Raw genomic sequence first — 13850 nt, forward strand, 5'->3', positions numbered from 1 at the left:
GGGGGGGGGGGGTCAGAAGACGGGTGAGAACTCATGCCCCCAGACACTAGTCAGAAACCCGCAAACACATACACGCTTATAGCGAAACCGTTCACAGGTCGCACGTAACTCGGCATATCCACACGACATAGGCCGAGCGTGCAGTGGCATGTACGCGACATGTCCATCGGCATTTGAATGCAAGCGTGTGTTCCTGTCGCGACAGCCTGCCGCGACGCTCGCGACAGGGTGTTGCGGCATGCTCGCGACGCCGCTACAGGTCCGCTACATGGCGGTGTCGCGGCGACAAGTCGTGCGGGGTCGTCTGGTGTAGCGCTGCCGGCGCGACGGTGTCGCCCATGAGACCCATCGACCCGCAGTCCGATGCCCCCCAAGGCCCGATGGCTTCGCCTGAGCGGCCGATGCTGCTTTCGCGTCCGGAGGTGGAGCGGCTGACGGGCATGTCGACGAGCTCGCTGTACCGGGCGATGCGCGAGGGCGACTTTCCCGAGCCGCTGCGCATCAGCCGACGGGCCGTGCGGTGGCGTGCCGACGAGATCGGCGCCTGGATCGAGGGACGCCCGCGGGCGTCGGGCATCGTCGGCACTGCAGCGTGACTTGCCGTGCGCGGCGACTACGGTCGGGACGCGCTCGCCGATGGCCACAGACACTGCCGCAGCCGCGACGGCACGGCGCTGAATGAGTCGAACGGCACCCGCTCACGCGGCGGCGGTGACCATCGTCGCCCGCGACACGCCAACTCGCTTGAAGAGCGCCACGGACTCATCCTTGCGATAAGAGCCGGGCGCTTCTCTGACGGGTCCGGCTCAGGGGCCTCGACCACCGACACCTCGAAGGCATCGCTGACCTAGTTGCCCTCGGGGTCCTCGGCGGTCACGGTGATCGTCGCCGTTCCCCCAGCCACTCCGGCCACCGTCAGTGCGGACTGGTCGGCGGCCACGGCAACGGTGGCGACAGCTTCGTCCGAGGAGGCGGCGGTGGTGGCAAGGTTGTTGCCGTCGGCGTCGCAGAGTGCGCCTGCCACATTGACCTGACGCATATTCGGGAACCGTTTCGACGAGGCAGATTCGGTTTGAGATATCTGATGACGTCTCGAAGCTGGGGTCGGACCGTTAGAACGGTTCCTCATCTGGCGCACGATCTGGCGCACGACGCTGCCGGAGTTGATCCCAAATCTGGGGCTTGACATGGACTTCGTCGACCAGCTGGTCGATCGCGGCAAACAGCCAATTCACGGTCTCGTCGCTGGTGTCATCGCTGATGCCATAGATGTCGTGAGCGGCTTCGTTGCCCTGAACTCGGATTGCGCTGAGCCCACGCTGGAGCGTTGTCGAGAGACCAAGTTCTGATTCGGCCAGTTCGATCAGCTTGTACAGCTTCTGTGGGCTGGTCGAGCGGCCGACATCGGCCAAGTGTCGCTTCAGGTAGGACTCCATCAGCAGACGAAGCAACGCACACGCAGCCCTGGGTGAGGCGGAGGCGACGGCGGCCGCTTCGCGGTAGAGCCGCTTTTCCTCGTCTGCGAGGCCCGATGCGGGCGGCTGCCTGACTTCGCGATGGAGCCTCACCAATGCCGATCTATCGGAGGGATATCGCAGCCAGTAGGAGAGTGACAGACAGCGCTCATCGGTGCATCGCCCAAGCCAAACAGTGCTGCCACGCATATCAAGGTCTAAGGACTCTGGTATCTCGTCGAGCAACTCGGTCAGCGTGAGTTCGGTGTCGCCGAGCCAGTCAACGTCCGCGTCGAATTCGCAGGCTGGACACTCTTTCGCCATTGCCTAATCCTCCGATGCTCAGCCGCGTTCGCTGCGATTCGCCGGCCGTCGACTCGGAAGACGATTGAACCAGTCGCGGACCCGCGTGCGCAGTTTCTCAAACTCGGTGTCGGTGATCAGGCACCTTTGGCGTGGGTGGTGGTTGCACACGCCAAGCGCATTGCTGCTGGCATCCCGGAGTCGGTGCAGGCGATTGGGCAGCAGTCCGGCGTCGGGGCGAGCGGATGTCGGTCCCGCAGGCTGCCGGGAAGGCGAGCCGTCGGGATTCCCCGCCGCGTCTCGGTCGATCCGAGGCGTGGCCAGCGATAGAAAATGCGAATGAGCCTCATCGATCCCGACGATCCGGCATACGAAGAGCCCGACGAGCTGCTGGCGGAGCACGAAGCCAGACACGACTCCTTCGGCGAGGTTCGCGCAGCGATGAGCAATGCGCTGCTTCATGTGTGGGACCGCGTCGAGCCGTCGCAGTGCCCCGAGTGCAGGGGCGATCCGGGCCGATTCCTTTCCCATGTGTTCGCGCTGGCATACGACATGCGCACCGGTCTCCATGACTTGCCAGGAGCGCGCGGCAACGAGGTCGACGGCTACACGCTGCTGGGGTCGATCCACGCTGCAATCCAGGTCATGCATCAGCAGGCAGCTCCTCACTATGACGCTGCGGGCAACGCCGGGCCTGAACGGGATCTGCCGCTCGGGGCCGAAGCAGAGCGCAAGCTCGGCGAGCTCATGGCCCATCGCGCATCCGGCGACTGGTCGGGCGATGGCTGGGACTGGTGGAACAGCCAGCGGCGCAACGCAGGCGACGCTGCCACGTTGCTGCTCGAGGCGTTCGAGGACTCGTATCGCCCGTCGCCGACTCGCAGCAGGAGCGGGCAGGTGTATCTCCTCGGCGCGGGCTTCTCGCGCGCTTGCAGCGAGGCGATGCCGACGATGCCGGCGGTGCTGGAGACGCTCAAGCGCATCGCGTCTCAGCAGCGTTGGGCTCTTGTCGACAAGTTCGGGCTGGACGGCGCCAGCGACGTGGAGGCTTGGCTGGATTCCCTCGCTGCCCCGATGCCGTACCGCAGCGAGGTGGAGAACGCGGAGGCCACCGCGCTCTTCCAGCGTGTCGCCAAGTGGCTCGCCCAGCATCTCGCTTCAACCGAAGCGCAGGCCTTCCAGACCGGCTTCCCCGATCTGCTCGTGGACTTGCTTACCCATTGGCAGGCGAATCGCAGCACGGTCATCACGCTCAACTACGACACCATCATCGAGCGCTGCGTGGAGAAGCACAGTGACGCGATCGGAGTCGAGGGAGGCCCGCTCGCCGCCAACAACATTCGCGCCGTGCCACTGTCTCCGACGACGGCGTACATGGGAGTCGCCCGGGCCGGACGGCGCACACGACCTGAGGGGTTTCGCCTCTCGAAGCTCCACGGCTCGATCGACTGGCAGTACCCCGGCGGCAGCGGCCGTGGACTGCCCATCTACGCGATCGACACCGATGGCGACGACCGGTCCCGGCAGGGACTGGCGCAGATGGTGCCCTATGTGATCCCGCCCTGTTTCACCACGATGCCGCTGTTCGACCACGAGATCATCCGCCAGAACTGGCTCATCGCACGTCAAGGACTCGAACGGGCCAAAGAGCTGATCGTGATGGGGTACTCCCTGCCGCCGTCCGACACGGCGGTCGTACACATGCTCAAGACGAACGCGCCGCAAAGCATCACCGTGCTGGATACCAGCCGCTGCCTCAGAGAGCGCTACGAGAAGCTCAACGGGGCGACCGTCAGGACGCCCAAATTCGACGATCCGATCTGGACATGGACAGCGAAAACGACCTCTCGGCCCTAGACGTTCGAGTCCCAGGTCTCGGTCTGACACCGATGGCCATTCTGCGGCGCAATTCGGAGCGACAAATCGCGATCCGAGATGTCAACCCCCGGCGAGGCCCGGCGACTAGCGAGGACTTGAACGGGGGGAACTGGGGGGAACCGGAGACTCAACCCTGCCTCTGACCTGCGGAAAGACAGTCTCCCCCTGACACCACAGACAGAGTGAGATCGCCGGAGCTGGTGCCGCTCTACGGTGTCCGGGTCCACTAGCTGCAGTTGACCGCAATCGCGCTAGGTGACGTTGTCCGATGGGGGAGTGCGACACGCACCACCGTCACGCTGTGGGGGCTGCGTTTCCGCAGGTCGCCGGTCACTTAGCGAGGTGCGGAGGGCCGTTTGCTAACAGACTTGCTAGCGGCTGTTGACTCATTGCCGCTGACGAATTCAGCTGGCGGCTGGCGGCTGGCGTCGGTTGCTGATGGCGGTGTCGCCCTATCCCGGAGACCGTCAGTCGGTGAGGGGCTGCAGGAGTGGATCGGCGAAGGTGATGACCTGGTTGAGGAGGTCTGCGAATTGCTCTGGTGTGGTGTGGAGGGCTTGGCGATTGCGCCAGGCCGACCATCTGCTTTGGGCCAGGTCGGCGTAGCCGTCGAGGACGTCGGCCAACGGGCGGATGCTCACTTGTCGATGGTCCGCGACCATCTGTAGTGATGCGCTGAGGTGGGTCAGGTCGAGCTGGGCCTTGGCGAGCGCTGCGATGTCGACGAAGTCGCGCCAGCGCGTTGATGCTGTCCCGCGCTGGATTGCGGTGATGATCTTCTCGGCCAGGATCAGCTCGGCGGAGTAGGCGCGGACAGGGATTGGCTCGGCGTCGAGGAGTTGGGGGAGCTCGACGAGGTCTGGTTCGGGCCAGAGCGGGTCACCGATGCTGATGTCGACGTGGAAGCGGAGCCTCGCTCGGTCCAGCTGTCCGGTGACCGTTGCGCGGATTCCTGGATAGGACGCGTCGTCGCGGATCTCGTCCACCTTGGCGATGGCCAGCCGGTCGAGGCCGTCATCGAGATTCACGGTCACGATGTCGGCGACGATGCTTTCGATGGCGGTGAGGTCGCCATCGATGTCGGTTCCGGCTAGGTCGATGTCGCGGGTTGGTCGTCTTTCGGAATAGGCGGCGAGCAGGACACCGCCTTTGAGGACGAACGTTGCGGCGTGGTCGGTTTCGACGAGGCGGCGGAGGAAGCCTTCCAGCGCGTAGAGCTGGAAGAGTTCGTCGACTGGTCGACCTGTGGCACGGGCGGCGGCCTGGAGGTCGAGATAGGCGGCGCCCGCGGTTGTGTCTCGGCTCGGCTGGGGGCTCATTGAAGGGTTTCGATTGCGGCGCGAAGTGCTGGCATGGCGTGCGGGAACGATCTGGCAAGTTCGAGGAGCTCGGAGGGATGGTTGCCGCGTTGGTTGAGCCAGCGGCGCAGGGCTGTGTGTGCGAGGTCGATGCCGAGTCGATGACGGAGGCGGTAGGCGTCGATGATCGAGCGCGCCGGACTGTAGATGGCAATGGTGATCGTGTCGGCGAGGTGAAGATCGTCGCGTCCGATGTGGAAGGTGTCGCGGTCGAACCGATGCCAGGTCACGGGAGCCCGTGTCTTCGGCTGCCAGTGGTGACGGGGCAAGGCGGCGTCGATTGTGTGGGGGATCTCGTCGGTGAGGTCGTGGTGAGCGAGGGCGGTCGTGAGGCAGAGGGTCGTGTGAGGGCTGCGCAGAGCTAGCTCGAGAAGGTCTGGGTCGACACCGTGTCCGGCGCGGGCGTAGATACCGCGCGCAATGCGTTCCAGGTCGCCCTGTGCGGTCAGCTTCGCGAGGTCGCGGTTCGAGATCCCGAGGTCACGGGCCTGGGCGTGCGTAAACGCGATCGGAATGGTTGTTGGGGATATGTATGAAATCATAGCCAGAAGATAGCTATGTGGCTATGAATCGATTCACTATGCAGACATCGGCCGACCGGGGCTGTCCTGGCTTTCGCAGCCGAGCTCTCGCCCGATCGGGCGCGTCCGACGAGACGGCTTCTTCTCCCTTATTCGGCTGATGGTCGTCTTCGCGGCCCGTGCGCGTGTCAGCGTTGTCGCCGGTCGAGGATCATCACACGTGCCTCGCAGTATTCCGCATCGTGGTCCCATCGGAGCAAGGGCGGCGATGGGGTCTCGGGTGGAGCTAAGGGGAATTGAACCCCTGACCTCTTCCATGCCATGGAAGCGCTCTACCAACTGAGCTATAGCCCCGAGGCCTCACGACGATACCAGCGCGCTGCTCTGAATCGAGGGGGAGCCACATCGACAATCCGGCGCGCGAGCGGTGCGTGGCGGGCATATCGTCGGGCACATGAGCATCCCCGTGGAGCCCGGCGACATCGGCAAGCAGATGGAGCAGTTCGGCAACGCTGCATACGTGCTGACGGTGCGCGACGACGCCACGCCGCACATCGCCCACTTGGCGATGCGGCTCGACGGTGACGTGCTGCGGTGCGGCGCCAGCCGTTCGGCGGCGGCCAATGTGGCGCAGCGGCCGACGATCTCGGTGCTGTGGCCGCCCTACGAGCCGGGCGGCTACTCGATGATCGTGGATGCCGTGGCCCGCACGGCCGACGGGGCTGACGGGCTCGAACTGGAACTGCGGCCGACCAATGGTGTCCTGCACCGGCCTGCAACGCCGGCAATCCCGGCGACCAATCCCAACTGCAGCTCAGACTGCGCCCCGCTCGCTGCAAGTGACGACTGATACGTTGACACCTCGTGCCTGAGATACCGGCTTCGACCGGCTACAAGCTGCCTGACTTGAGCGTTGGGGATCCGAACGGGCCGAACCCGTTCGAGAAGTTCACATTCGCCGAGATGCTCGAAATGAGCGAGCGTGAACTCCCGATGTTCCCCGATGCGGATGACGAGGAGTCGGCGCAAGGAGCTAGCGGTCGCTAGCTCTTCAGGTCGTCGAAGATGGTCTGCCAGCGGGAGCGGTCGCCCTTGTAGGGGGCGTAGAAGCTGACCCGGTCCACCACGTCGTCGAAGCGGCGCTTCAGCTCGGTGGCCACCTGCTCGGGTTCGGCCACGACAGCGAATGCATCGAGGATGTCGTCGTCGACCAGGTTGGCCATCTCGACCCAGCGGCCCTCCTTGGACATGGCGTTCAGCTCGGTCTGCATGTCGCCCCAGCCATGGCAGTCGAGCACGGGCCGGTACGCCGGCGTGGAGCCGTAGAAGGCCACCTGCTGCTTGGTGGCCTGGCGCGCCTTCTCCATGTCCTCTTCGGTGTTGCCGGTGACGATGAACGACGGTCCCGAGATGGTGATCTCGCTGGGGTCACGTCCGGCCCGGGCGGCACCCCGCTCGATTGCAGGAATCGTCTCTTCACGCAGGTACTTCTCGGTGGTGAAGCCGTGGCAGAGGAAGATGTCGCAGGTCTCGCCGGCTACCTCGGTCATCAGGGGGCCCACGCCCGCCAGTGCCATCCGTGGCGCGCCGTAGGGATTCGGCCCCGGATCGAAGAACGGCGTCATCAGCGTGTGCTCGTAGAAGTCGCCGCGGAAGTTCAGCTTCTCGCCGTTGTTCCAGCAGTCCCAGATGGCCTTGATCGCCATGATCATCTCGCGCATGCGAGCCGCCGGCTTGGACCACTCCATTGAGAAACGCCGGGTGATGTGCGGACGGATCTGGCTGCCCAGGCCGAGGATGAACCGCCCTTCCGACAGCGTCTGGATGTCGTTGGCGCTGTAGGCCAGCGACATCGGGTTGCGGGCAAAGCCCACCACGATGCTCGTGCCCAGCTCCACCGACTCGGTCGCGTGCGCGATGAGCGGGAGCATGGTGAACGGATCGTGGCTGGTCTCCGGCACCCACAAGCCGTCGTAACCCAACGCTTCTTGTTCTCGACTCGACTCCATCAGGTCGTCGAATCCGCTTGTGACTCCGAGGCCGCCGTCTACCTTCATGGCGGGGAGAGTAGTAGCTAGAGGTTTGCCAGCACCGACTCGGCTCGCTCGGCCAGCGACACGATGTTCTGCGGGAATTCGTGGACTTCTGGGGGAATCTCGGGGATCGCGCCGCCCACGTAGCGCGCATGGACGCCTTCGAGGATGCACGCCAGGCGCCAGCTCGCAAAGGCGAAGTGCCATTCGATGTTGCTGATGTCGCGCCCGGTCAGCTCCGCATAGGCGTGAACGAGCTGGTCGCGGGTCCAGAAGCCTTCGGCCGTGGTGGCGTCGTGCCCGAGCGGGTTGAAGCCGTCGTCGGGCTCGACCCAGTAGCCGAGCAGGAATCCCAGCTCGGCGACCGGGTCGCCCAGCGTGGAGATCTCCCAATCCAGCACGGCCGCTAGGTCTCCGCCGGTGGTGGAGAGGCAGTTGTCGAGGCGGTAGTCGCCGTGCACCAGGGTGGCTTCGGTCTGCGGCGGGATCGAGGCCACCAGCACGTCGTGGACGCGCTCGATGATCGGCAGATCCCGCGACGTCATGGCGTTGAACTGGCGCCGCCAGACATGGAGCTGCCGAGCGACATAGTCCTCCGGCCGGCCGAGGGTGGCGAGCCCGGTCGCCTCCAAGTCGGTGCTGTGGATGGCGGCGAGCACCTCCACCATCCGCCGGCTCAGCTCCCCGCGGGCCTCGGGCGTCAGCGTCTCGGCATCGTCGAGCGAGCGCAGCACCGTGCCGTCCACGAACTCGGTCACGTAGAAGTCGGCGCCGTTCACTTCGTCGTCGGTGCACAGGCCCACCACCGGGGGCGTGGGCACCACGGTGGGCTCCAGCGATGACAGCAGGCGGTGCTCGCGCACCATGTCGTGCGCCCCGGCCAGCAGGTGCGCCAGGGGCGGGCGGCGCAGCACCCACCGGCCCCCTGCAGCGTCGCTGACTCGGTAGGTGAGGTTCGAGTGCCCGCCGGCGATGATCTCGAACTGCAGCGGCGGGCTGAGCTCGACCCGTTCGGCCATCCACGCCGTGACCGGCTCGGGCTCGATGCCGGCGACCGGACTGCTGGCATCGGAGACTGCATCAGACACCGTCGTTCCCCCCTCTCGTCGACCCCACAGCGCTCCATCATGGCCGCGGCGATGCAGCGGTGCCCACCGCCGGCGCCAATACGCTTCGCCGGTGCTGTTCGTGACGATCTACACCACGCAGTTCCTCGTCACGGCCTCGATGGGCGTCATCTTCGCCTACCTGGCGGATCTGCAAGATCGATACGGTCTCTCCCACCTGGAGCTGGGCATGGTGGCCGCCGCCGGCTTCGTCGCCGGCTTGTTGGCGCAGTTGCTGCTCTCGCCGCTGGTCGACCGGGGCCATCACCGTCTCGTGGCATGGATCTCGGTGACGGCAGCGGTGTTCGGCGCTTTCGGCTTCGTGTTCGCGGAGGAAACATGGTCGCTCGTGACGAGCCGGGCCTTGGCCGGCCTGTCCTTCGGACTGTTCGGCCTAGTGGCTCGCAAGGCGCTGATTGGCCGCGACATCAGCGGCAGCGGCGCCAAGGTGGGCGGCCTGCTGTCGTGCGCAGTGGCCGGGTTCATCAGCGGTCCAGCGATCGGGGCGGCGCTCAGCGGTGTCTCGTTCGAGGCCCCATTTCTGCTCACCGGCACGTTGATGCTGTTGCTCGGACCGGTCGCAGCTGTGCTGATCTCGAAGTCGCCGATCGCTGCGGCTGCGGTGGACTACTCGGACCTCGGCAACCTGCTCCGCCGCCCTCGGGTGCAGGCGGCCATCTGCGTACACGTCGGCATCTGGGGGCTCATCGGCATCTTCGACGCGACCGTCGACCGTTACCTCACCGATGTGGGATTGTCGTCGGGCGAGCTGGCTGTCGGGCTGCTCATCATCGGCATCCCGCTGATGGCGTTGCCGCCGTACACCGGCGCCCTGGCTGAACGCCTCGGCGGAGGTCGCGTCGGTGTCCCCGCACTGCTGCTCTTCGTCCCGGCAGTGTTGCTGTATGGCTGGATCGGGGGATTGGCGAGCTTCATCGCCGTGGGCATCGCCGAAGCGGTCACCGAGTCCTATGGCGTGATGGGTGCCCAGGTGCTCGTGCTCGAGGCCACGGGTGCCGAGCAGGCGGCGATGGGGACCGGGGTACTGGAAGCTGTCGGCCTGCTCGTCGCGGCTGGCGCCGCATTCGGCGGCCCGCCGCTGTACGGCCAGTTCGGGCCGCGTTGGCTGTTCGGCGGCTGGGCGGTGGCCTGCCTGATCCTCGCGGCGATCGCCATGCTGAGACTGAAAGCAGTGAAAATTCCACCAAAGGTCATCGCACAGCATCACTAGGGTCGCATGCATGCGGGCGCCGGGCGCAGGGCCCTCAGCACACGGGCGCTCCACCGACTGGCGTTCCGTAGCGACGGAGACAGCCGGTTTCGCACGGCGGATCGGTGTCGTGCCCGTGCTGGTGTTGTTCGGCGCCGTCGGCGCGGTGGTTGCAGTGGGCTTTCTGGCCGGGGTCCGGCATGGCTCGCCCGAGCCCATCGAGCTGCCGCTTGCTGCGGACGAAGCACCGCTTCCTGTAGCGACGACGCAGCCGTCGCTGCTGAAGGTGCACCTTGCCGGTGCGGTGCGGCGACCAGGGCTCTACGACATCCCTGCCGGGTCGCGGGTGGGCGACCTGGTCGACATAGCCGGCGGGCTCGGAGCCGACGCAGATGACGCAGCGGTCAACTTGGCAGAACGGCTGAGCGACGGGCAGCAGATCTACGTGCCGGTGGAGGGTGAGCAGCCTGCTGGCGAGGGGCCGGGTTCAGATCTCGCCGGACCGATCGACGTCAACACCGCCACGGCATCGCAGCTCGACGAGCTGCCGGGCATCGGCCCGTCGCTGGCGGCGGCGATCATCGCCTACAGGGCCGAGCACGGGCCGTTCGCGACGCTGGATGCTCTCGAGCAGGTGCCCGGGATCGGACCCTCCAAGCTGTCCCAGCTACGACCCCATGCGACCGTCTGAGCTGCCGCGGCACCCGCCGACCGTGCCTGCTTTGCCGGACCGGCAGAGCCCGCCGCGGGCGGCACCGCGCCAGTTCGGAGGTCTCAGCGCCGTTGCCGACCGGTGGCTGGTGGCAGGCGCCATCGCCACCGCGGCCGGCGCGCTGTGGGCGCCGCCGGTATCGCTGTGGAGGGGGTCGTGGTGGTGGGGCGCCGCACTGGGCATCGGACTCGGTGCGTTGGGCGTTGCGACCCGCGCGCGGGTGCTCATCCCGGCCGGCCTGCTGGTGCTCGCGGCGGTTGCCATGGGAGCGCAGGTCGCCCAGTTGAGCGCCGTGACGGGAGGCGAGTTCGACGGCGAGGTGCACCTAGTCGGCGATCCCCGATGGCGCTCTGGTGCCCTGGTCGTGCCGTTCAGCGCGACGATCGACGGTGCCCAGCACCGGTGGGAGGGCTGGGTACGGGGCCCGGCTGCATGGCGGCTGGAAGACGCGGCGATGGGGGAGCGCTGGCTCCTGAGCGTGAGCGCAGAACCCGCCGAGCCTGCCGACCGTCCCTTCCTGTGGCCCCGGCATCTCGCAGGGACTGCCCAGATCCGCACAGCGCACCGTCTCGACAGCGGCAGCGCGCCGTTCCGCATAGCAAACTCGCTGCGCGGGCTCGTGGAAGCGTCGGGCGGATCGCTGTCGCCGCGGGATGCAGCGCTGCTCGCCGGGTTCGTGTACGGCGACGATCGGGGGCAGCTGCCCGAGGTCGTGCACGACTTCAGGGCGACATCGCTCACCCACCTGCTCGCCGTGTCGGGATCGAACGTGGCATTTGTGCTGCTGCTGTTCGCCCCGCTGCTTGCCGGGCTTCGACCGCGGGTCCGGCTGGTCGCCGTGGCAGCCCTGCTCGTCCAGTTCGCCGTGCTGACCAGGGGTGAGCCCTCGGTGCTGCGTGCCTGCGTGCTCGCAACTCTCGCTGTCGGAGCGCACGCCGTCGGCAGGCGGGCATCGGCGACGAGGCTGCTGGCGCTGGCGGTCATCGTGCTGCTGCTCGTCGACCCGTTGCTTGTCCGTTCGGTCGGCTTCCAGCTGTCGGTTGCCGCGACTACCGCCATCGTGATCGGGGCTCGCCGCGTTGCTCGCCTGCTGTGGGGGCCGGCGTGGCTGCGCCTGGCGCTCGCCGCCACCCTGAGCGCACAAGCGGGGGTGCTGCCGGTGCAGCTCGCCGTCTTCGGCTCGCTGCCGCTCGTGAGCATTCCCGCCAATGTCCTGGCGGGACCCGTCGCAGGCCCAGCCATGGTTTGGGGCCTCGTCGGCGGACTCACGGGCGGCCTCGCCGGCGATGCGGTCGCATCGGTACTGCACCTGCCGACCAAGCTGATGATGGGGTGGGTCGCGGGGGTGGCGCGTTGGGGCGCATCCCTGGGCTGGCCGCAGATCGAGGCTGCCGAATTGGCCGCCGCGGCCGCAGTGGTGGGATGCTGCGCTGGGCTGTTCGCTTTGGCGCCGCACGTGTTCGGGAACCTGGCCGGCGCCCTGCGCAGCCTGGCGGTCGTCGCTGCCGGCGCCGGAGTCTGGGCGGCGGCCGGCACGCACCGACCTGCGCCTCCGGTGGGGCCGCATCTTGCCGTCCAGCACGCAGAGTCTGTGCCGGCCGGTCTTGCCACGACCGGCTCCGCTGTCGCTGATCCCGTGGTCGTGGTGGTGGATCGCCCCGATCCCTCACGTGCCCTCGGCCAGCTCGCCGTCGCGGGGATCGATCGCATTGACGTGCTTGTGGCGCGCTCGGCGAGCCGCGCGGGCCGTGAGGCCGTACGTGCCCTGCATGCCCGTTACGACATCGGGCAGGTCCTCGCGCCAGCGGGTTTCGGCGGCCGGGTGCCGCATGAGGTGGTGACTGAGCCCGTCGTCGTGGCAGGGCTCACGGTTGAGCCTGATGCAGAGCGCCTGCACGTCTCAGCAGAACTAGCGTCGGCCGAGTGGCGGCAAGCACCGTGAACTCGGACCTCTGCGCGCGAGCCGCCGCCCCGGGACCGCGGCGCTGATGCCCGGAGGCACCGTACGGCTGATCAGCGGCGCCGACGAGATCCTCACGGCCGAAGCGGTGCTGGCTGCTGTGGCCGAACTTGTCGGCGATGCCGACCGGGCAGAAGTGCTCGACGAGTTCTCGGGCGACGAGTACGTGCTGGCCGATGTCGTCATCCCGGCTTCGACGCCGCCGATGCTGGCAACCCATCGGGTGGTGGTGGCCCGCGGGCTGAGCCGCTTCGGCGCGGCGGATCTTGCCCCACTGATCGCGTGGCTGGACGATCCCTGCCCCACCACCGATCTGGTGCTCGAGTGGGATTCCGGTCGCGTGCCGCGCCCGCTGGCCGAGGCCGTGGAGGCCAGCGGGGGACACCGGGTCGCCTCAGACGTGCCAGGCGGGGCGCGCAATCGCCGGACCTGGCTGGAGGAGCGTCTCGCCGAGGCACCGGTCCAGCTTGATGCGCGAGCCCGCGCCAGCGTCGGCGATCACTTCGGCAACGAGCTCAGCCGCCTCGGTGCCGTGCTCGACACGCTGGCGGCGGTTTTCGGCGACGGGGCACGGTTGAGCTTCGACGACGTGCAGCCCTACTTGGGCGCCGAGGGCGATGTGCCGCCGTGGGAGCTGACTGACGCCATCGACAATGGGAACGTCGGTGCGGCCCTCGCGGTGCTGCAGCGCATGTGGGGCGCGGGACGGCATCCCCTGGCCGTCACGGCCACCGTGGCCAATCACATCACCCGGATGGCCCGCCTCGATGGTGCCGATGCCACGAACGAGAAAGAAGCTGCAGCGCTGCTGGGTCTGCGCGGCTCGACATTTCCGGCCCGCAAGGCGCTTGATGCATGCCGGCGGCGTGGCAGTGAGGGCATAGCGCGATCTGTCGAGTTGCTCGCAGCGGCCGACATGGACATGCGCGGACGGTCCGGACTCGACGCTCGCTGCGTTGCCGAGATCCTTTGCGCGCGCCTCGCCGCCGGCGCCCACTGACGGGGGCGCTACGCCCCGTTGCGGGATGCTGTGCGAGTGATGAGGCGCGACTTGCGCCGGCCCGCCTCGTTCCGGTGGATGACACCCTTGGCGGCGGCCTTGTCGAGCCGCTTCTGAGCCAGACGGATGAGCTCGTCGGTGGGTTCGCCCGCCTCGGCGGCTGCCATCACCGCCTTCTCGCGCGTCCGCAGTTCTGAGCGCACGGCACGATTGCGCACCCGTCGCGCCTCGTTCTGACGATTGCGCTTGATCTGGCTCTTGATGTTGGCCACGAAGGCATGCTCTCCGTCTCGAAACCGGCCCCGCAGGGTACCG

Annotated in this window: 15 protein-coding genes and 1 tRNA gene; 8 read left to right on the plus strand and 8 right to left on the minus strand. The window is 67.3% G+C overall.

Annotated elements, in window-relative coordinates; genetic code table 11:
* The first annotated feature begins 338 nt into the window (after positions 1–338).
* Positions 339–596 carry a helix-turn-helix transcriptional regulator gene (locus tag ACOGI8_RS08100; RefSeq protein ID WP_419853298.1) on the plus strand — a complete coding sequence of 86 codons (258 nt, stop codon included), beginning with the start codon at positions 339–341 and terminating at the stop codon, positions 594–596.
* Positions 597–847: 251 nt separating this feature from the next.
* Here the strand turns inward: ACOGI8_RS08100 and ACOGI8_RS08105 are convergent, their stop codons facing one another.
* Complete coding sequence (locus ACOGI8_RS08105; protein ID WP_419853299.1) at positions 848–1039, minus strand: Ig-like domain-containing protein; 192 nt, start codon at positions 1037–1039, stop codon at positions 848–850.
* A gap of 73 nt (positions 1040–1112) precedes the next feature.
* On the minus strand, positions 1113–1700 hold the full coding sequence (locus ACOGI8_RS08110) for a DUF4145 domain-containing protein (protein ID WP_419853300.1): 588 nt from the start codon (positions 1698–1700) through the stop codon (positions 1113–1115).
* A 396-nt stretch (positions 1701–2096) separates the two neighbouring features.
* On the opposite strand from ACOGI8_RS08110, the gene ACOGI8_RS08115 reads away from it, so the two are divergent.
* Complete coding sequence (locus tag ACOGI8_RS08115) at positions 2097–3614, plus strand: hypothetical protein (RefSeq protein ID WP_419853301.1); 1518 nt, start codon at positions 2097–2099, stop codon at positions 3612–3614.
* 488 nt (positions 3615–4102) lie between these two features.
* Here ACOGI8_RS08115 and ACOGI8_RS08120 read toward each other — a convergent pair whose 3' ends face one another.
* The 3 genes from ACOGI8_RS08120 to ACOGI8_RS08130 all read right to left on the minus strand — a co-directional run bounded on the left by ACOGI8_RS08120 (position 4103) and on the right by ACOGI8_RS08130 (position 5868).
* Positions 4103–4954, minus strand: a complete 852-nt coding sequence (locus ACOGI8_RS08120; RefSeq protein WP_419853302.1) for a nucleotidyl transferase AbiEii/AbiGii toxin family protein — start codon at positions 4952–4954, stop codon at positions 4103–4105.
* On the minus strand, positions 4951–5535 hold the full coding sequence (locus ACOGI8_RS08125; RefSeq protein ID WP_419853303.1) for a type IV toxin-antitoxin system AbiEi family antitoxin domain-containing protein: 585 nt from the start codon (positions 5533–5535) through the stop codon (positions 4951–4953). The genes ACOGI8_RS08120 and ACOGI8_RS08125 overlap by 4 nt, the downstream gene beginning before the upstream one ends.
* A 260-nt stretch (positions 5536–5795) precedes the next feature.
* A tRNA-Ala gene (locus tag ACOGI8_RS08130) sits at positions 5796–5868 on the minus strand.
* A 100-nt stretch (positions 5869–5968) separates the two neighbouring features.
* On the opposite strand from ACOGI8_RS08130, the gene ACOGI8_RS08135 reads away from it, so the two are divergent.
* Positions 5969–6364, plus strand: coding sequence for a pyridoxamine 5'-phosphate oxidase family protein (locus tag ACOGI8_RS08135; protein ID WP_419853304.1), 396 nt, complete (start codon positions 5969–5971; stop codon positions 6362–6364).
* Positions 6365–6378: 14 nt separating this feature from the next.
* Positions 6379–6561 (plus strand): hypothetical protein, encoded by a 183-nt coding sequence (locus ACOGI8_RS08140; RefSeq protein ID WP_419853305.1) that lies wholly within the window; start codon positions 6379–6381, stop codon positions 6559–6561.
* Here ACOGI8_RS08140 and ACOGI8_RS08145 read toward each other — a convergent pair.
* Together ACOGI8_RS08145 and ACOGI8_RS08150 are read right to left on the minus strand one after the other, a co-directional pair.
* Positions 6558–7571 (minus strand): LLM class F420-dependent oxidoreductase, encoded by a 1014-nt coding sequence (locus tag ACOGI8_RS08145; protein ID WP_419853306.1) that lies wholly within the window; start codon positions 7569–7571, stop codon positions 6558–6560. The two genes, ACOGI8_RS08140 and ACOGI8_RS08145, sit on opposite strands and share 4 nt — an antisense overlap.
* A 17-nt stretch (positions 7572–7588) precedes the next feature.
* Positions 7589–8635: a phosphotransferase family protein gene (locus ACOGI8_RS08150; RefSeq protein WP_419853307.1), complete on the minus strand. Its 1047-nt coding sequence runs from the start codon at positions 8633–8635 to the stop codon at positions 7589–7591.
* A 91-nt stretch (positions 8636–8726) separates the two neighbouring features.
* Here ACOGI8_RS08150 and ACOGI8_RS08155 point away from each other — a divergent pair, with 91 nt between their 5' ends.
* The 4 genes from ACOGI8_RS08155 to holA are packed head-to-tail and all read left to right on the plus strand — an operon-like array spanning position 8727 to position 13535.
* Positions 8727–9884: an MFS transporter gene (locus tag ACOGI8_RS08155; RefSeq protein ID WP_419853308.1), complete on the plus strand. Its 1158-nt coding sequence runs from the start codon at positions 8727–8729 to the stop codon at positions 9882–9884.
* A gap of 10 nt (positions 9885–9894) precedes the next feature.
* Positions 9895–10554 carry a helix-hairpin-helix domain-containing protein gene (locus tag ACOGI8_RS08160; protein WP_419853309.1) on the plus strand — a complete coding sequence of 220 codons (660 nt, stop codon included), beginning with the start codon at positions 9895–9897 and terminating at the stop codon, positions 10552–10554.
* 22 nt (positions 10555–10576) lie between these two features.
* Entirely contained in the window at positions 10577–12517 is a 1941-nt protein-coding gene (locus ACOGI8_RS08165; RefSeq protein ID WP_419853310.1) for a ComEC/Rec2 family competence protein, read from the plus strand.
* A 46-nt stretch (positions 12518–12563) separates the two neighbouring features.
* Positions 12564–13535 (plus strand): DNA polymerase III subunit delta, encoded by a 972-nt coding sequence (gene holA / locus ACOGI8_RS08170; protein ID WP_419853311.1) that lies wholly within the window; start codon positions 12564–12566, stop codon positions 13533–13535.
* A gap of 8 nt (positions 13536–13543) precedes the next feature.
* Here holA and rpsT read toward each other — a convergent pair whose 3' ends face one another.
* A complete protein-coding gene (rpsT, locus tag ACOGI8_RS08175) occupies positions 13544–13807 on the minus strand; it encodes a 30S ribosomal protein S20 (RefSeq protein WP_419853312.1) in 264 nt (87 codons plus the stop codon).
* Positions 13808–13850 lie beyond the last annotated feature (43 nt).

The organism is Candidatus Poriferisodalis sp., assembly GCF_965204195.1.
In the GTDB taxonomy this organism is placed as follows: Bacteria; Actinomycetota; Acidimicrobiia; order Acidimicrobiales; family Poriferisodalaceae; genus Poriferisodalis.

What these genes read in the sequence shown, in the direction of transcription:
- ACOGI8_RS08145 (WP_419853306.1), bottom strand. Translation starts at nt 7,571, where the DNA reads ATGAAGGTAGACGGCGGCCTCGGAGTCACAAGCGGATTCGACGACCTG.
- ACOGI8_RS08160 (WP_419853309.1), top strand. Translation starts at nt 9,895, where the DNA reads ATGCGGGCGCCGGGCGCAGGGCCCTCAGCACACGGGCGCTCCACCGAC.
- ACOGI8_RS08115 (WP_419853301.1), top strand. Translation starts at nt 2,097, where the DNA reads ATGAGCCTCATCGATCCCGACGATCCGGCATACGAAGAGCCCGACGAG.
- ACOGI8_RS08100 (WP_419853298.1), top strand. Translation starts at nt 339, where the DNA reads ATGAGACCCATCGACCCGCAGTCCGATGCCCCCCAAGGCCCGATGGCT.
- ACOGI8_RS08135 (WP_419853304.1), top strand. Translation starts at nt 5,969, where the DNA reads ATGAGCATCCCCGTGGAGCCCGGCGACATCGGCAAGCAGATGGAGCAG.
- ACOGI8_RS08125 (WP_419853303.1), bottom strand. Translation starts at nt 5,535, where the DNA reads ATGATTTCATACATATCCCCAACAACCATTCCGATCGCGTTTACGCAC.
- ACOGI8_RS08120 (WP_419853302.1), bottom strand. Translation starts at nt 4,954, where the DNA reads ATGAGCCCCCAGCCGAGCCGAGACACAACCGCGGGCGCCGCCTATCTC.
- holA (WP_419853311.1), top strand. Translation starts at nt 12,564, where the DNA reads ATGCCCGGAGGCACCGTACGGCTGATCAGCGGCGCCGACGAGATCCTC.
- ACOGI8_RS08105 (WP_419853299.1), bottom strand. Translation starts at nt 1,039, where the DNA reads ATGCGTCAGGTCAATGTGGCAGGCGCACTCTGCGACGCCGACGGCAAC.